At 66.0% G+C, this 17,660-nt stretch carries 14 protein-coding genes; 6 read left to right on the top strand and 8 right to left on the bottom strand.

Features of this window, described 5'->3' with window-relative positions; genetic code table 11:
* Window positions 1–9: 9 nt before the first annotated feature.
* The 8 genes from gyrA to dnaA form a co-directional block, all read right to left on the bottom strand.
* On the bottom strand, window positions 10–2,523 hold the full coding sequence (gene gyrA / locus OHA40_RS15630) for a DNA gyrase subunit A (protein WP_330233762.1): 2,514 nt from the start codon (window positions 2,521–2,523) through the stop codon (window positions 10–12).
* Between the two features lie 106 nt (window positions 2,524–2,629).
* Complete coding sequence (gyrB, locus tag OHA40_RS15625) at window positions 2,630–4,711, bottom strand: DNA topoisomerase (ATP-hydrolyzing) subunit B (RefSeq protein ID WP_442944008.1); 2,082 nt, start codon at window positions 4,709–4,711, stop codon at window positions 2,630–2,632.
* Between the two features lie 277 nt (window positions 4,712–4,988).
* The gene (locus OHA40_RS15620) at window positions 4,989–5,645 is read right to left on the bottom strand and encodes an alpha/beta fold hydrolase (protein ID WP_330234199.1); all 657 of its coding nucleotides are present in this window, start codon (window positions 5,643–5,645) and stop codon (window positions 4,989–4,991) included.
* Window positions 5,646–5,679: 34 nt separating this feature from the next.
* Window positions 5,680–5,880, bottom strand: coding sequence for a hypothetical protein (locus OHA40_RS15615; RefSeq protein WP_330233760.1), 201 nt, complete (start codon window positions 5,878–5,880; stop codon window positions 5,680–5,682).
* Window positions 5,881–6,005: 125 nt separating this feature from the next.
* Window positions 6,006–6,575: a DUF721 family protein gene (locus tag OHA40_RS15610; protein ID WP_330233759.1), complete on the bottom strand. Its 570-nt coding sequence runs from the start codon at window positions 6,573–6,575 to the stop codon at window positions 6,006–6,008.
* Between the two features lie 387 nt (window positions 6,576–6,962).
* Window positions 6,963–8,252, bottom strand: coding sequence for a DNA replication/repair protein RecF (recF, locus tag OHA40_RS15605; RefSeq protein WP_442944007.1), 1,290 nt, complete (start codon window positions 8,250–8,252; stop codon window positions 6,963–6,965).
* A gap of 243 nt (window positions 8,253–8,495) precedes the next feature.
* Window positions 8,496–9,671 carry a DNA polymerase III subunit beta gene (dnaN, locus tag OHA40_RS15600; protein ID WP_330233758.1) on the bottom strand — a complete coding sequence of 392 codons (1,176 nt, stop codon included), beginning with the start codon at window positions 9,669–9,671 and terminating at the stop codon, window positions 8,496–8,498.
* 797 nt (window positions 9,672–10,468) lie between these two features.
* Entirely contained in the window at window positions 10,469–12,439 is a 1,971-nt protein-coding gene (dnaA, locus tag OHA40_RS15595; protein ID WP_330233757.1) for a chromosomal replication initiator protein DnaA, read from the bottom strand.
* 640 nt (window positions 12,440–13,079) lie between these two features.
* Between dnaA and rpmH the strand changes: the two genes are divergently transcribed.
* The 6 genes from rpmH (at window position 13,080) to rsmG (ending at window position 16,761) form a co-directional block, all read left to right on the top strand.
* Window positions 13,080–13,223, top strand: coding sequence for a 50S ribosomal protein L34 (gene rpmH / locus OHA40_RS15590; protein ID WP_006934459.1), 144 nt, complete (start codon window positions 13,080–13,082; stop codon window positions 13,221–13,223).
* A 21-nt stretch (window positions 13,224–13,244) separates the two neighbouring features.
* A complete protein-coding gene (gene rnpA / locus OHA40_RS15585) occupies window positions 13,245–13,676 on the top strand; it encodes a ribonuclease P protein component (protein WP_330233756.1) in 432 nt (143 codons plus the stop codon).
* Window positions 13,673–14,071, top strand: a complete 399-nt coding sequence (gene yidD / locus OHA40_RS15580; RefSeq protein ID WP_330233755.1) for a membrane protein insertion efficiency factor YidD — start codon at window positions 13,673–13,675, stop codon at window positions 14,069–14,071. The genes rnpA and yidD overlap by 4 nt, the downstream gene beginning before the upstream one ends.
* A gap of 4 nt (window positions 14,072–14,075) precedes the next feature.
* On the top strand, window positions 14,076–15,155 hold the full coding sequence (gene yidC / locus OHA40_RS15575; protein ID WP_330233754.1) for a membrane protein insertase YidC: 1,080 nt from the start codon (window positions 14,076–14,078) through the stop codon (window positions 15,153–15,155).
* 161 nt (window positions 15,156–15,316) lie between these two features.
* Window positions 15,317–15,823 carry a Jag family protein gene (locus OHA40_RS15570; protein WP_330234198.1) on the top strand — a complete coding sequence of 169 codons (507 nt, stop codon included), beginning with the start codon at window positions 15,317–15,319 and terminating at the stop codon, window positions 15,821–15,823.
* Between the two features lie 143 nt (window positions 15,824–15,966).
* Entirely contained in the window at window positions 15,967–16,761 is a 795-nt protein-coding gene (gene rsmG / locus OHA40_RS15565) for a 16S rRNA (guanine(527)-N(7))-methyltransferase RsmG (RefSeq protein WP_330233753.1), read from the top strand.
* The last annotated feature ends 899 nt before the right edge of the window (window positions 16,762–17,660 follow it).

Below are 17,660 nucleotides of genomic sequence, written 5' to 3'. Positions count from 1 at the left end.
GCTGTTGGATTACTTCTCAGAAGAACCGGTATCGCCGTCACCGGCGAGCTGATCGGGATCGGGCTCGTCGGCATTGCGCGCGATCGCAAGCAAGGTATCGCCCTCTGCGAGGTTCATCAATCGCACGCCCTTGGTCTGCCGTCCAGCCTTACGAACCTGCTTTGCCGCCGTCCGGATGACGCCGCCCCCGGAGGTGATCGCGTACAACTCATCCTCGTCGTCGACGATGAGCGCCCCGACCAGGGTGCCACGTTTCGCGTCGAACTGGATGGTCAATACGCCTTTACCGCCGCGGCCCTGCGCGGTGTACTCCTCGATCGCCGTGCGCTTCGCATAGCCGCCGGACGTCGCGACCAGCAGATATGTGCCATCGCGAACCACATTGAGCGACAACAGTTCATCGCTGTCGTTGAACCGCATGCCCTGTACGCCCGAGGTCGCGCGCCCCATCGGACGCAGCGCCTCGTCGGTGGCCGAGAAGCGAATCGACTGGCCGAGCGCGGATACCAGAAGCAGGTCCTCGTCGGCCGAGCACAGCACGGCGCCGACCAATTCGTCCTCATCGCGCAGATTCACCGCGACGATGCCGCCGCTGCGGTTGGAGTCGAAATCGGTCAGCTTCGACTTCTTCACCAGACCGTTCCTGGTGGCGAGCACCAGGTACGGGGCGTCGGTGTAGGTCCTGATCTGAATGATCTGGGCGATCTTCTCGTCCGGCTGGAAGGCGAGCAGGTTCGCCACGTGCTGTCCGCGCGCCGTGCGGTTGGCCTCCGGCAGTTCGTAGGCCTTGGCGCGGTACACGCGCCCCTTGTTCGTGAAGAACAGCAGCCAGTCGTGCGTCGAGGTGATGAAGAAGTGCTTGACGATGTCGTCCTGCTTGAGACCTGCGCCCTGCACGCCCTTGCCGCCGCGCTTCTGACTGCGATAGAGATCGGTCTTGGTGCGCTTGGCGTAGCCGGTCTCGGTGATCGTGACGACCACGTCTTCGCGGGCGATGAGATCCTCGTCGGCCACGTCGCCGTCCGCCGCGATGATCTTGGTGCGCCGCTCGTCGCCGTACTTGTCGACGATCTCCTGCAGCTCGTCCCGGACGATCGCGCGCTGGCGCTGCGGCTTCTCCAGGATGTCCTTGAGGTCGGCGATCTCGAGTTCGATCTTGGCCAACTCGTCGACGATCTTCTGCCGCTCCAACGCCGAGAGGCGCCGCAGCTGCATGTCGAGAATCGCGGTCGCCTGGATCTCGTCGATCTCCAGCAGCCTCATGAGGCCGGTACGCGCGGTCTCGGTGTCGGCCGAGCGCCGGATCAATGCGATGACCTCGTCCAGCGCGTCCAGCGCCTTGACCAGACCGCGCAGGATGTGGGCTCGTTCCTCGGCCTTGCGCAGCAGGTACCGGGTCCGCCGCACGATCACGTCGAGCTGGTGGTTGACGTAATGGCGGATCATCTGGTCCAGCCGCAGGGTGCGCGGCACCCCGTCGACGATGGACAGCATGTTCGCACCGAAGCTGGTCTGCAGCTGGGTGTGCTTGTAGAGGTTGTTCAGCACCACCTTGGCCACGGCGTCGCGCTTGACGGTGACCACGATGCGCAGACCTGCGCGGTCGGAGGACTCGTCGTGGATGTCGGAGATGCCCGCGATCTTGCCGTCGCGCACCTGCTCGGCGATCGAGGAGATCAGGTTGTCCGGGTTGACCTGGTAAGGCAGCTCGGTGATGACGATTGTGGTGCGGCCCTTGTTGTCCTCCTCGATCTCGACCACACCGCGCATGCGGATGGAGCCGCGACCGGTGGAGTAGGCGTCGTGGATGCCCTGGCCACCCACGATCAGGCCGTCGGTCGGGAAGTCCGGGCCCTTGACGCGCGCCATGCAGGCGGCGAGGGTGGCTTCCTCGTCGGCGTCGTGATTCTCCAACGCCCAGTAGATCGCCTCGGCGACTTCCCTGAGGTTGTGCGGCGGAATGTTGGTCGCCATACCGACCGCGATGCCGCCCGAGCCGTTGATCAGCAGGTTCGGCACCCGGGACGGCAGAACCACCGGCTCCCGCGAGCGGCCGTCGTAGTTCGGCACGAAATCGACCGTCTCGTGGTCGATCTCGCGCAGCATCTCCATCGCGATGGGCGTGAGACGGCACTCGGTGTAGCGCATGGCCGCCGGGCCGTCGTTGCCGCGGGAACCGAAGTTGCCCTGCGGGTCGACCAGCGGGTAGCGCAGCGACCACGGCTGCGCCATCCGCACCAGGGTGTCGTAGATCGGCACGTCGCCGTGCGGGTGGTAGTTACCCATGGTCTCGGCGACCGGGCGCGCGGACTTCACATAACCGCGGTCGGGCCGATACCCGTTGTCGTGCATCGCGTACAGGATGCGCCGGTGCACCGGCTTCAGGCCGTCGCGCACGTCGGGCAGCGCGCGGCCGACGATCACGCTCATCGCGTAATCGATGTAGCTGTTCTGCATCTCCTGCTGGATGTCGACCGGTTCGATGCGCTCGCCGCCGGTCGGGGGCAGGGTGGTGTCGGTCATGAGGTCTCCTGTGTCTTGCAGATGCTCCCGCATCCCGTCGGCGTCATGAGTGCTGCGCGATGGTGTCGTGCGGAATGGGATCGCGCGTCACGACGCGCGCGCTGACTCACAGATCGAGGAAGCGGACGTCCTTGGCGTTGCGGGTGATGAAGCTGCGCCGCGCCTCGACGTCTTCGCCCATCAGCACGCTGAACAGCTCGTCGGCCGCGGCCGCGTCGTCCAACGTCACTTGACGCAACAGCCGCACCGACGGATCCATGGTGGTCTCCCACAGCTCCTTGGGGTTCATCTCGCCGAGACCCTTGTAGCGCTGCACGCCGTCGTCCTTGTTGATCTTCTTGCCCGCGGCGAGGCCGGTCTCCATCAGACCGTCGCGCTCGCGGTCGGAGTAGGCGAACTCCGGGTCGCTGCGCTGCCACTTGAGCTTGTACAGCGGCGGCTGCGCCAGGTACACGTGACCGTGCTCGACCAGCGGGCGCATGAACCGGAACAGCAGCGTGAGCAGCAGCGTCGAGATGTGCTGGCCGTCGACGTCGGCGTCGGCCATCAGCACGATCTTGTGATACCGCAGCTTGCTGATGTCGAATTCGTCGTGGATGCCGGTGCCGAACGCGGTGATGATCGACTGGACCTCATTGTTCTTGAGAACCTTGTCGATCCGCGCCTTCTCTACGTTGATGATCTTGCCTCGGATCGGCAGGATCGCCTGGTACATCGAGTCACGGCCGGACTTTGCCGAGCCGCCGGCGGAGTCACCCTCGACGATGTAGATCTCGGACTTGTGCGGGTCTTTGGACCGGCAGTCGGCGAGCTTGCCGGGCAGACCGCCCAGGTCGGTTGCCGACTTGCGGCGCACCAGCTCGCGCGCCTTGCGCGCCGCCATGCGAGCCTGTGCCGAGGACACGGCCTTGTTCACGATGGTCTTCGCGTCGGCCGGGTTGGCCTCGAACCAATGGGTGAGGTGCTCGTTGCAGGCGCGCTGCACGAAGGACTTGACCTCGGTGTTGCCGAGTTTGGTCTTGGTCTGGCCCTCGAACTGCGGCTCGCCGACCTTGACGCTCACGATGGCGGCCAGGCCCTCCCGGATGTCGTCACCGGTGAGGTTGCCGTCCTTCTCCTTGATGAGCTTCTTGTCCTTCGCGTACTTGTTGACCACCGTGGTCAACGCCGCGCGGAAGCCCTCCTCGTGTGTACCGCCCTCGTGGGTATTGATGGTGTTGGCGAAGGTGTGCACCGACTCCGAGTAGCCGGAGTTCCACTGCATCGCGACCTCGAGCTCGTGGCCGGTGCCCTTACCGGTGAACCCGACGACCGAATTGTGGATCGGCTGCTTGGTCCGGTTGATGTGGCGGACGAATTCCTCCAGACCTCCGGGGTAGTGGTAGGTCCGGGTCTTGACCTTGTGCACGGCGGGCGCGCCGTTCTCGTCCGCGTGCTTGGGCGCCTCGGCGGTTTCGCTGACCACCTCGTCGGTGACGTCGGAGTCGGTGACGCGTTCGTCGGTGAGCTTGATGGTCAGTCCCTTGTTCAGGAACGCCATCTCCTGCAACCGGCGGGCCACGGTCTCGAAGTTGTAGGTGGTGGTCTCGAAGACCTCGGGGTCCGCCCAGAAGCGGATGACGGTACCGGTCTTCTTGGTCGGCTCACCCTGGATCAGCTTGCCCGGGATGGCGTCCTTGTAGGTTTGGCTCCAGTGGTAGCCGTCGTGGTCGATCTCCGCCTCGAGGCGGGTCGACAGCGCGTTGACCACGGAGATACCGACGCCGTGCAGACCACCGGACACCGCGTAGGAATCCGAGTCGAACTTGCCGCCCGCGTGCAGCTGGGTCATGACGACCTCGATGGTGGGCACGCCTTGGGCATGCATCGCAACCGGGATGCCGCGGCCGTCGTCGACCACTTCGACGCCGCCGTCGGCCAGCAGGGTGACCTCGACCTTCGTCGCGTACCCGGCCATCGCCTCGTCGACCGAGTTGTCGACGACCTCCCAGATCAGGTGGTGCAGACCGCGCTCGCCGGTGGAGCCGATGTACATGCCCGGACGCTTGCGGACCGCCTCGAGCCCCTCGAGAACCGTGATGGAGGAGGCACCATAGTCCTGCTTCCCGGTCGCCTTGGTCGAACCCGATGCGGTGGAGTCTTTGGCAGCCACTGGTCGGTAGCTCTCCTTACTTGCTGATCCCGGCATACAACGATCGGACAGCACACGTGGGACCCTGATTGTGTCTGCTCGAAATTCAGGGTCAACGCGCGGGCTGTGCGGAACGCGCCGAAGGTATCGCCGCTAGTTACGTCACCATCCTACTGGTACACCCAACTTACAATGCACCTCCGACACCCCTGACGGCTCCGTGAATGCGAGAAATCGGATTCCGCCGACTCGGTTCCGCCTTCCATCGATTTTGATCCATCAGACGTGGGCTGAGAGATGCGTTGCCCGGTGCGGAGTTCGAACCGGGTGCCGATCAGCCTGCGGCGCCGATCCGATCGACGAAGGCAGCCGTGTGGCGAGCCAGCTCCGCCGGATGTGAGATCGGCGCCCAGTGCCGAGCCGAGATCTCGGTGCGGGTCAGATTCGAGACCCATCGGTGGGCCTCGGCATTGACCACCGGCCGCACCGCCCGATCGCCGGTGGCGACGATCAGCTGCACCGGCACCTCGATCGGGCGTGGCCGCGGGTGGCGCAGGTGCGTCCGGATATTCGCGCGGTAGAGCTTCAGGCTGTTGATCATATCGGTACGCAGCGTCGGCGCCGTCTCCACCAGTGCGGGGTCCAGGCCGTCGAAGAACCCGAGGAAGCGCGGCCAATGGCCGGACAGCACCCGTAGCACCGGGTTCGGCAGCCTGGGGATCTGGAAGGCGACGGTGTAGGCCGATGCGATGGCCTGGGCCAGCGAGCCGCGCAGCCGCGCAGCCGTGACGGGGCCGCGCAGATAGGCGCCGAGGAAGTCCAGGTTCGGGCCGGACACCGAAGTGAACGACGCGATCGCGGACACTGCGTCCGGAGCGGCGACCAACTCCCACCCGATGACCGATCCCCAATCGTGGCCGAGCACGTGCACCCGCTCGCCCGGCGCGGCCGCGTCGATCACTGCGCGGACGTCGGCCGCGAGCTCTTCGATCCGATAGGCGGCGACACCGGTGGGCGCCGAGCTGTCACCTGCACCTCGATTGACGGCCCGCGAGCAACGCGGCCACCCGGCTCCACAGCAGATGAGTGTCGGGCCAGCCGTGGACCAGGAGAACTGGCATCCCCTCGGGATTGCCGCATTCGTACACCGCCAGTTCGACGTCGCCCCGACGCACGGTGCGGGTCGGGGTCGCGGGAAATGGACCGACGGAGGTGGTGATCGTCATCGAAAGTCCTTCCGCCCGGACGATTCCGATCCGACGCGTCAGGTTCCGGGCGACATCGGGCCGAGGCGTTCCACGTGAAACGCCGGTTCGACGTAAACGTAACATTGAGTAGCAGATACTGTCTGTCACCCGTACGTGTCGCGCGGTCCGCGGCCCTTGATATGACGTTCGCCCTTGCGCCAACTCGGTGCGGCAGGCCCGGAGATCTTCAGGGAGGTCACCACACCCGGACCGACAGCGGCATTGATCTTCGCCAGAATCTGGCTCTGCAGCATTCGCAGCTGGGTGGCCCACGCGGTCGACTCGGCGGCAATACTCAGCACACCGTCCTTCAGAGTGACCGGGGTGGCGTGCGCGGCGATGTCCTCACCGACGACACCCGCCCACCGGCCGAACACCATGCCCTCGGCGACCTTGCTCGACCAACCGCGGCTCTTGGCCATGGAGCCGGCCAGCTTGGACAACAGCTGGGGATCGCGATCGTCCGGGCGGGCGCCGGACCATCCGGTGCGCCTGCGGGCTCCGGTCCGCAGCCTTCGCTGCGGAGAAGAACGACCCTGACCGACGGACTTACCGCTGGCTCGTGCCGCGGCACGAGCCTCCTCCAGCGCGCGCCGGGCCAGGTCGATTCCGCGTAGCTCGGGTTCGTGTCCTGCGGATTCGCCGGATCCGGGCCCCGCAGGCTGATCGCTCATCGGGCTTCCCTCTTCGCGCACGCTCGTTTGTCCCCAGTTTCGATCACGTTGTCCCCAGCCTTTGCCAAATGTTGTCCAAATCGCACCATCTGGCGAGTAAGCAATCGAGATTCTCGTATATCTCCACGTAACGACCACATTCTAGAAAGCTATGGGCGAATTAGTTTGCTTGCTGAAATGTTGCTGAGTCAGGTTTCGCTGAGTTGGGCGACGTCGACCTGACGAGTTTTCCACAGGTGCTGGGGAGTCCGCCGCAGCGGTTGGGAAGTCGGGCGATGTTCCCGACGACTGGTCACTGTAGTGGACCGCACTCATGGAGGCACAGGCTCGGATCGCGTGTCGACGCGAGGAGCGCCCGGCCGGTTGGTACGCCGCATCTCGGGATAGCTATGGCGCCCGCGACTCGGTCGAACCAGGGACGGAATCGCATGCGGGTTCGGGCGCAGCATGCGTGACCGCATCGTTCTGCCCCTCGCCGACATCGAAGTCGCGGGCTGCGCCGTCCGCCCGGTCCTCGGCGGCGAGACGCGAGATGCGACCATCGGGCCCGTCCGCGGTCTCGACCCGCAGTGCCACCGCAGCCAGCTCGTCGGGCACGTCTTCCGGAACCGCCGCGGTGATCAGCACCTGCTCGGCCCCTACGGCGACGGCGGCAAGCGCGGCGCGGCGACGACGGTCGAGTTCGGCGAATACGTCATCGAGCAGCAGCACCGGTTCGGCGCCGGTGGCGCGCAACAGATCGAACGCGCCCAACCGCAAGGCCAGCGCGAAGGACCACGACTCGCCATGGCTGGCGAAACCCTTCGCGGGCGAGTTCCCGAGCATCAGTTCCAACTCGTCGCGATGCGGACCGACCAGGCATACCCCGCGCTCGAGTTCCTTCGGCCGTGCCGCCGCGAGCTCGCGCAGCACGATTGCCTCGAGCGCCTCGGTGTCATCTGGCTGCGGCGGCCTGGCCGGATCGAGGAAGTCCGGCGGCAGCGCGGCGCTGCGGTAGGCGATCGCGGCGGGCTGGGACTCGGGAGCGATCGAGGCGTAGGACTGGGCAAGGTACGGCGCCAGGTCGTGCACCAAGCGCAGCCGCTCGGCGAGTAGCACGGCAGCATGGGCGGCCAGGTGCCCGTCCCACACATCGAGGGTGGTCAGGTCCGTCTTCGACCTTGCCTGGCGCCCAGCGGTTTTCAGCAAGGCCGAGCGCTGGCGCAGTACCCGGTCGTAGTCGCTGCGAACCGCGGCCAGCCTCGGCAGGCGCGCTGTGCACAACTCGTCCATGAATCGGCGGCGCTCGCCCGGATCGCCGCGCACCAGCGCGAGATCCTCCGGCGCGAACAGCACCGTCTGCAGGATGCCGAGAATTTCGCGAGTCCGCCGGACCGGCGAACGGTTGATCTGTGCGCGGTTGGCGCTGCCCTGGTTCAGCTCGACATCGATGCGCAACTCGCGGCCGGCGTTCACCACGGTGGCACCGATCCGGGCACGCGCGGTGCCGGTTCGGATCAATGGCGCCTCCGTGGCGACCCGGTGCGACCCGAGCGTGGCCAGGTAGCCGATCGCCTCCAGCAAGTTGGTCTTGCCGTTGCCGTTCGATCCCAAGAAAACCGTGCGGCCTGGGGATAATTCGAGGTCGGCGTACTCCCATGAGCGGAAGTCGCGCAGCGACAGTGCTCGGATGAACATCCGCTATCGCGCCCCTGCCTGGGCCGAAACGGTCATTCCTGCCGGTTTGCCCGCCATCGGCGCACCCGCCGATCGCCGTATCAGGGGCTTCACCTCTGTGGAACACCTGTGGATAGAGTGCGCGGGCAGCTGCGACGTGACCGAGTTCCCCGACGTCGCTGGTCGTTGCCCAGTGATGTGGCCGCTCGACTGCACCGGATCAGGCGGCGCGGATCCGCACGCTACGCGATCATGCACCGGCCATCAGCCCGGGAGCCGGACCGGCATCAGCAGATAGATGTAGGGGCTGGACAGCGCCGCGAACGACCCGGAGTCGAGCACCTCGGGCTCCTCCTCGGAAGCGGGCAGCAGCACGGCGGGCCTGCTCGGCGTGGTGAAGCCGAAGGTGACCCGGTCAACGTGCAGCGCGGACAGGCCGTCGATGAGGTAGCCGGGGTTGAACGCGATGGTGAGCGACTCGCCACGGAAGTCGGCCTCCAACCACTCCTCGGCGCGTCCGGCGTCGTCGCCGCCGGCGGAGAGCAGGAGACCGTCCGAGGAGAACTCCAACCGCACCTGGGCACCGCGCTCGGCGACCAGTGCGACGCGCTTGATGGCGTCGGTCAGCGCGGCGACCGCCAGGGTGGCGATCGAGGTGTGTTCCTTGGGGAGTAGCTGGCGGAACTTGGGGAATTCCGCGTCGAGCAGGCGGGTGGTGGTGCGGCGGCCCGCGTTCACGATGCCCAGCAGGCCATCCGAGCCCGCTCCGGTGCCCAGCGACAACTGGACCGGAGCATCGGACGGTCCGAGCGTCTTGGCGGCCTCGGAGAGCGTCCTGGCCGGGATGAGGACGGAAGTCTCGATGTCCGCGCGCGCGGGCTGCCATTCGATGTGCCGGATGGCGAGGCGGAACCGGTCGGTTGCCGCGAGGACGACTTGCGAGCCTTCGATCTCCACCCGGATCCCGGTGAGCATGGGCAGGGTGTCGTCGCGACCCGCGGCGACGGCGACCTGTCCGACGGCCTCGGCGAAGACCTCGACACTCAACTCACCGGTCTGCTGCGGCACCTCCGGCAGCTGGGGATAGTCCTCGACCGGCATGGTGGGCAGCGAGAATTTCGCGCTGCCACAGGTGATCAGCACCCGGGTGCCGTCCAGCGAGACATCGACGGGCTTGTTGGACAACGCCTTGGTGATGTCGGCCAGTAGGCGACCGGAGACGAGCACCTGACCGGGACCCGCGACCTCCGCCGCGACGCGCACCTGCGCGGAGACTTCGTAGTCGAAGCCGGAGACGGTCAGACCGTCTTCGTCGGCGACCAGCAGCACACCGCCGAGCACCGGAACGGGGGGCCGGGACGGAAGGCTGCGCGCCACCCAGGCGACGGAGTCGGCGAAATCCTCGCGGGCGACCCGAAACTTCATGCTTGCAAGCTCCATCGCCCGATCTGTCCTCTCCCGGTTCCGTGATCTGTTGTCGGCTCGTCAGTGTCGGTTCTCGAAAGGGTCCTGCCGAATCGGCCGCCTTCGCAGTCTGGCACAGGCGACCGACATCAAACCGTACCCGCGTGTGCGACAAGCACCTAGCCCGACCCTCCGGCGGATGCCCGTGGCCGATGCGTACGGGCTGCCGAGTGGCTGCCGCTGTTCTCCATGCCGGAGACAGCGTGGCACGGAAGCTGCGTCGCTCGACCGACTTTCCACACACCCTGTTTTGAAGAGAAATCTCTGATGAGAAGAACCGAAGTAGTAGTAGGTGCTGTGGATTCTGTGGACTGCGGCCGAATCCGCTGGTCAACGGGCGTGGTGCCGTGGGGATGACCGTGGGGTGTCTCGAGGATGAACATGAGGCGTCTGTGGAGGTTCATCGGTTGTCCACGATTCATCCTCGAGCGCTCCTCGAGTTGTTCCACCACATTCACCCGGTTGTTCACACATGTGCACGAAATCGTGGACAGCTCGAGGATTCCTCGAGGACTCCACATGGACTCCTCGAGGAATCCACAAGGCCTGATCCGGACACTGTGCTGGTCAACGGGTGTGCACAACCGACACTGGGGAAACTGTTGAATTCGGCCTGTGCACGGACCGCCGGGGACGCGCACTCCCGCCTGTGTACGAATCGGTGGACAACCCAGTGGATTCCTCGAGGACTCCACAGGGATTCCTCGAGGAATCCACAACCCACAAAAAAGCACCGCCCCAGGTCAGGGGCGGTGCTCAACTGTGTATAGGCCTCAGCGCGAGCGCTGCTTGATCCGGGCTGTGAGTTCTTGTACCTGGTCGTAGACGCGGCGCCGCTCGGTCATCTCCTTGCGCACCTTCTTCTCCGCGTACATCACCGTGGTGTGGTCGCGGCCGAACGCCTGACCGATCTTCGGTAGCGACAGATCGGTCAGCTCGCGGCACAGGTACATGGCGATCTGCCTGGCCTGGGCCAGCGGCCGAGCCTTGCCGGGGCCGGTGAGCTCTTCCAGGGTGGTGTTGAAGTACTCCGCGGTGACGGCCATGATGGTCGCCGCGTTGATCTCCAGTGCCGCGGTATCCGGCATCAGATCGCGTAGCACCACCTCGGCCAGCGGCAAATCCAGCGGCTGACCGTTCAATGACGCGAACGCGGTGACGCGGATGAGCGCGCCTTCCAGCTCGCGTATGTTCCGCTCGACCCGGCTGGCGATCAACTCCAGCACGTCGTGCGGCACATCGAGCCGGTCCATCCGTGCCTTCTTGCGCAGGATGGCGATCCGCGTCTCCAGTTCCGGCGGTTGTACATCGGTGATGAGTCCCCACTCGAACCGCGTCCGCAGCCGCTCCTCCAGGGTGGCCAGTTGCTTCGGCGGACGATCCGAGGAGACCACGATCTGCTTGTTCGCGTTGTGCAGGGTGTTGAAGGTGTGGAAGAACTCTTCCTGGATACCTTCCTTGCCCTCGATGAACTGGATGTCGTCGACCAGCAGGATGTCGGTCTCGCGGTACCGACGCTTGAACGCGACCTTCCGGTCGTCGCGCAGGCTGTTGATGAAGTCGTTGGTGAATTCTTCGGTCGAGACGTACTTGACCCGCATGCCAGGAAAGAGGCGCTGCGCGTAATGGCCCGCCGCGTGCAGCAGGTGTGTCTTGCCCAATCCTGAAGCGCCCCAGACGAATAGCGGGTTATAGGCGCGCGCGGGGGCTTCGGCGATGGCGACGGCGGCGGCGTGCGCGAAACGGTTGGACGCGCCGATGACGAACGTTTCGAAGGTGTACTTCGCGTTCAGGCTGGCCGAGGAGCTCGGCGGAGCAGACGCCTCCTGCGACTTGGTGAAGTAGGTCGGCCAGGAGTTGCGGACATTCACCACGGGCTCGTCGTCATGGTCGCCGCGCGGGTTGTCGCCGCGCGGGTTGTCGCCGCGCGGGTTGTCGCCGACGGGCTCGCGCACCGGATCGTGTGCCAGTCCGGTGTCGGCCTCGGCGGCTTCGCGCACCGGGGCACGCATCGGGCCGCGCATCGGGCCTGGTCCCGGTTCGGGATTGAACAGCGATTCCTGGCCCGGCGGGATAGCCGACTCCCGGCGCGGCGGAAGTCCGGTCTCCCGCCGCGGCGCGACGTCCGGCGGGGAGACCCCGGGAAGTTCGGCCATTGTGGAGTACTCGCCGCGCACGGGATAGTCCGCGCGGGCGTACTCCGGCTGGCTGTATTCCTCCGCGGGGGCGAAGTCCTGTCCGTACTCGGGCCGGGAGAAGTCGGATCCATCGTCGTAAGAGGGCGCCGGCGCGAAGTCGGCGGACTGTGCGTAGCGGGGTGCGGGGTATGCGTCGCGGCCTGGAAAGTCGGAGCCCGGGTATGTGACCGGCCCGCGGCCCGCGTCTCGTGGTCGCTCGGGCCTGCTCGTCATCCTGGCGTGCCGGGGTGTGTTGCTCTGCCGGTCGACCGTCGGGCTGGTCGGCGCGGCGATGCGGACGCCGAGCCCCTCCACTTGCGGACCGAGCCGACGGGCCAGCGAGCGGAGGATCGGCTCGCGCAGATCGCGTTCGATGGCCTCCTGAGCCAGCGACGAGGGCACCGAGAGCAGGGCGAACCCTTGTGCGACCGTCAGCGGCTTGACCAGCTTGAGCCAGGCCTGCTGTGCTCGGGTCACCGGAGGGATGGCGCCGTCCGGTGAGCCGGTGGTCAGCTCGGTGACAACCTCGGGCCACACCCTGGCCAACACGTTCTGCTCGTCGTCCATGCAATTTCCTCCCCGGAAGTAGGTCGATAGGAGCAGACGGCCGGGGTACGCAGGGAGGGTGAGGTGCGACCATGCTCGGTCGGTCCCGTGATCCTGCGAACGTCCGTAACCGGTTCGGACGCTGCCCGGGTCCCCCATCCAGGCAGCGGCGTGGCACCGTCGGCCCTACGAATATGCCACTCCAGGGGTCTTTCCACACAATTATCCACAGATGTGGAGAACCCTGGGGAAGAGAGAAACGCGCGCACGCGCAAGGGTGGCAACGCTGCGACCTGCGGTTCTGTAGCAATCGCCTGGCTACGTACCTGAGTGGTCGAGGTGCGCGATGCCTAGGGGTGTGGACGACCTCACGGTCATTGCCGGGACGTCTGAATCCTCGCGACCGATTGTTCCTTGTCGCGGGTTCGGCTCGCGGGTGGCGCGAGTTTGACCCACCCCGGACCGATCAGTACCCTCGTACAGTCACCCCTTGGTGCGGTGGCGGTCTTGTGCTGACCGCGTTTAGGTCGTGATCGACCGACTGTGCGCCAGGACCGACGCGCGCCGATGATGACCAGACTTGCGATTCATTCGCGTAATACACGTATCACCGACAAGCTTCGGGCACTACCTGTGCCCGCCTACTCGAGGAGTGTTGACCGTGGCCAAGGGCAAGCGGACGTTCCAGCCGAACAACCGTCGTCGGGCGCGGGTTCACGGCTTCCGCCTCCGGATGCGAACCCGTGCCGGGCGCGCCATCGTGTCGGCGCGTCGCCGCAAGGGCCGCACTTCCCTCACTGCCTGATCTTCGCTCTCGGACGCTCGGGTGTTGCCTGAGCCGTATCGGTTGCATCATCGTGCCGACTTCTCCCGGACGGTGCGCCGTGGCCAGCGAATCGGGAGGCGCGATCTGGTCGTGCACGCGCTCTTACACGAGTATGACGGAGTCGTGGGCGCGAATGGACTACACGATCAGATCCCGGACGACACGCTGGTTCGCATCGGCGGACCGCACTTCGGGTTGATCGTCAGTAAGGCGGTGGGCAACGCGGTGATTCGACATCGCGTTGCCCGCCGCCTGCGTCATATGTGCGCCCAGGTGCTCGCCGAGGTGTCGCCGGGGACCGACGTCGTGATCCGGGTGCTTCCAGGTGCCGCTACGGCGTCTTCGGATGACCTCCTGCGCCAGCTGCGCGGCGCCCTGCGCAAGCTCGGCGCCGGCGCCGCGGCGGGCGCACGATCGGGCGGTCCGTCATGAGCATGCGCTCGACGATCACCAAACTGCCCGCAAACGCGCTGATCTTTCTGATCGAGCTGTATCGGACCTATGTCTCCCCCACCCGCATGCCGGTGTGCCGATTCACCCCGACGTGTAGCGAGTACGCGGTGACCGCCCTGCGCACCCGCGGCTTGTTCGTCGGCTTCTTACTGACGGTCGTGCGCTTGGCCAAATGCGCGCCCTGGCACCCTGGTGGGTGGGACCCCGTCCCGGAGCGGAAGCGGAGCACACTTCGCACCGAGCCAGTGGACGAGGCAGCTACCGACGCGGCATCGCAGGAACCGACCCTGCCTGCCGGGCCGCGGTCGGAGCCGAACGCTTGGAAAGGATCACCGCACGCGGTGATCGGCGACACGAACGACGGGAGTGCATAGAGCCGTGCTCGACTTCATTTATTACCCGGTGTCCTGGATCCTCTGGTTCTGGCATCGGGTCTTCGGGTTCGCGTTCGGCGCGGACAACGGTCTCACCTGGGCGCTGGCTGTGGTGTTCCTGGTGTTCACTTTGCGCTTGGTGCTCTACAAGCCGTTCGTCAAGCAGGTGCGTACCACCAAGCAGATGCAGGAACTGCAGCCCCAGATCAAGGAGCTGCAGAAGAAGTACAAGAACGACCGCCAGAAGATGGCGACCGAGATGCAGAAGCTGCAGAAGGAGAACGGCTTCAACCCGCTGATGGGCTGCTTGCCGATTCTCGCTCAGGTGCCGGTCTTCCTCGGTTTGTTCCATGTGCTGCGGTCGTTCAACCGGACCGGGCACGGCTTCGGCCAGCTCGGCTTGACGCCCGAGCAGAACGCGAACACCGCGAACTATGTCTTCAGCGCCACTGACGTCCAGTCGTTCCTGAGCGCTCGCATCTTTGGTGCGCCGATCTCGGCCTTCATCACCACGCCCGTCAGCGAGTTGCAGGCGTTCGCCGACTACGGTGGCGTGCCGAGTCGCTTGAGCATCGCGCTCGTCGCGATCCCCCTGATGGTCATCGCCGGTCTGGCGACCCACTTCAACGCGCGCGCCTCGGTCGCGCGGCAGACACCGGAAGCCGCGGCCAACCCCCAGGCCGCGATGATGAACAAGCTCGCGCTGTGGGTGTTCCCGCTCGGCGTGCTCGTCGGTGGTCCGTTCCTGCCGATCGCCATCCTGCTGTACTGGGTTTCCAACAACATCTGGACCTACGGACAGCAGCACCTCGTCTTCGGTCGTATGGCGAAGGAAGAGGAAGCCAAGAAGCAGGCGAAGCTGGAACAGCGTGCGCAGCACGCGCCGAAGCCGGGCGCCAAGCCGGTCAATGTGAAGAAGAAGCCGACACCGGCCCCCGAGTCCGCGGGGTCGGACGAGGACAGTGCGGCCGCGTCGACGAACGGCACCGCCAAACCGGCGAAGCAGGCCGCGGGCCAGCGCCGTGCGGGCAGCCAGAAGCGGTCCGGAAGTCGGGGCCGGGCGAACCAGAAACGTCGGCGCTGACTCCATGATCGGTGGGGTGAGATGTGCCCACCTCTATCGCTGAGCAAACCCTTGATCGCGAATACCGTCCGGCGGCGATTGCCCGGCGCGCGCGATGAGCAGATGAAGGAAATCAAATGACTGTTGAGACCGACGGAGGGGACGCCACAGTGGCGACGACGATGGTGAACGCCGGAACCGACGCCGGCGATGTCGAGAACGACGCCGAGGAAGCTCTCATCGAGGAAGGCGAGATCGCGGGCGACTACCTCGAACAGTTGCTCGACGTGCTCGACTTCGACGGGGACATCGATCTCGACGTGGAAGGCGATCGCGCCATCGTCAGCATTGACGGCGGCCGCGACCTGACGAAGCTTGTGGGACGCAATGGTGAGGTGCTCGACGCCTTGCAGGAGTTGACTCGCCTGGCCGTCCAGCAGGCGACGGGTGTGCGTAGCCGGCTGATGCTGGATGTGGCGGGGTGGCGGGCCAAGCGGAGGTCGGAGCTGAGCGAACTCGGTACGGCCGCCGCGCAGCGGGTGCTGGAGTCGGGTGCGCCGGAATCGCTGGCGCCCATGACTCCGTTCGAGCGCAAGATTGTGCACGACGCGGTGGCTGCGGTGGAAGGTGTCAGCAGCGAAAGCGAAGGCGTCGAGCCGAACCGCCACGTCGTGGTCGTTCCTGCCTGAGTGCTGCCGCTCTGAAGCGGGCGGGCATTTCCGCGGCCCGGATGGGTAGTGGTTGGATAGGGCCTCTGGTCTTCGGACCGGGGGCCCTTGTTCATGTCCGGCGCCCGACTGCTCGCTCGATGATCGACTTCGAGTTCGGAAGGATGTTTCACGTGGAACGAGATCTCGGTGGATTCGCCGCGGAGCCCGGGGAGCTGAAACCACCCGCGTCGGCGGCGACCATCTTCGGTGACCGACTCGATCTCGCGCGGCGCTATTGTGCGGCGCTCGCGACCGCGGGGGTGGAGCGCGGGCTGATCGGTCCGCGAGAGGTGCCGCGCCTCTGGGATCGCCACATCCTCAACTGCGCCGTGCTCGGTGAGTTGATCGCCGAGGGGGCGTCCGTGGTCGATATCGGCAGCGGCGCCGGACTGCCTGGGATCCCGCTTGCGATCGCGCGTCCGGACCTTCGGATCACGTTGGTCGAACCGCTACTGCGCCGGACCATCTTCCTGAGCGAGTTCATCGAGTCGGTCGGATTGGACGTGACCGTGGTCCGGGGGCGTGCAGAACAGTCGGGCGTGATGAAGGAAGCCGGCGGGGCCGACGTCGTTACGTCCCGCGCGGTGGCGCCGCTCGGAAAGCTCGCACAGTGGTCGCTTCCGCTCCTCCGCGACCACGGACACATGCTCGCGCTGAAGGGCGCCAGCGCGGTGGAGGAACTCGAACGCGACGGCGACGCTCTGGCGCGGGCCGGGGCCGGGCACGCGATCGTGCTCGAGTGCGGCGCCGGATTGGTGTCCTCTCCGACGATGGTGATCAGCGCCGAGCGGCTCCCCCGGGCCGAACGCACTTCGCGGCGGCGCGCCGAACGAGCGGTCACCGGCGGCGCGAAGACGGCTCGGACCGGTGCGATGGAGCGCGGGCGCGCCAAGCGCGCGGCTCGGAAGGCCAAGTAGGAGTTGGGGGCCTGGTTGTTTCGTTACGCTGACGGAGCTGTGCCGATCGCGCCACATCGCTCTCTCGGAGTGAACAGTGGAGAGTCTCTGCGCACCGTTCGATCTGGTTCAGTCGATCACTGAACGTCGGCAGCCGTCCGGGCGCTGTTTCGGTCATGGAGATTGAACAGTATTCCGGAATGCTCCGTTGAGTCCTCGGCAATGTTTCACGTGAATCGAAGCCGCATTCGTGGTGCTGGCTGCAAGACCCCATCCAACGGGATGTGGGGCGGCTTCCAAGAGTTCGCGCTGCGCGGCGAAGTCGGGGGCAGAGCCAGTCGGTGCCGGTCCACCATCGCTGGGCGGCAGCACGGACCCAGCGGCTAGGCCGAGAGATGTCCGATTGCGATTGCCTTGCAGGATTGCTCGACGAATCCGATCCAGTCCGCCACGGCAGTCACGCTTCTCGGATTCGTGTTCGGGGATCCGGCTACTGCCATCGCGCTTGGTAGAAGTACGAGCAGGCGCGGGTTGGGTGAGTTCGCCCGAGATGCACTGGGTTCCGTGCCTCTCCGCAGCCCCCTCGGACCGGCGGCCATTGATGAGCGCACGAATAGATCGCCTGCTTCGGTGGCGGAGCAGTGCCGATCCAGGTAGCTGTCGGATCAGCGATCTCCCCCAGTGAACGTATTCGATTGGTAGATGCCGCACCGCATGATTCACGTGAAACAGAACCTCGAGCAAGTCCTTCGAGCTGACCTGACCCGAACCGATGGGAAGCACGGTGTTCGACGCTGAGGCGGCGCACTTCTTCGCAGTCGGCTTGTAAGGGGACATCGAGGGCGGCAGGCGGCCTTTGACGCCTCCAGATGCGAGCGGCGGAGAGCGGGGCGCTTCGCCGCTGGCCTGACCCGTCCGTG

The sequence above is a fragment of the Nocardia sp. NBC_00508 genome, assembly GCF_036346875.1.
Classification (GTDB): Bacteria; Actinomycetota; Actinomycetes; order Mycobacteriales; family Mycobacteriaceae; genus Nocardia.
The sequence above is the reverse complement of the archived record's forward strand: the minus strand, read 5'-3'. Positions and strand labels throughout refer to the sequence as shown.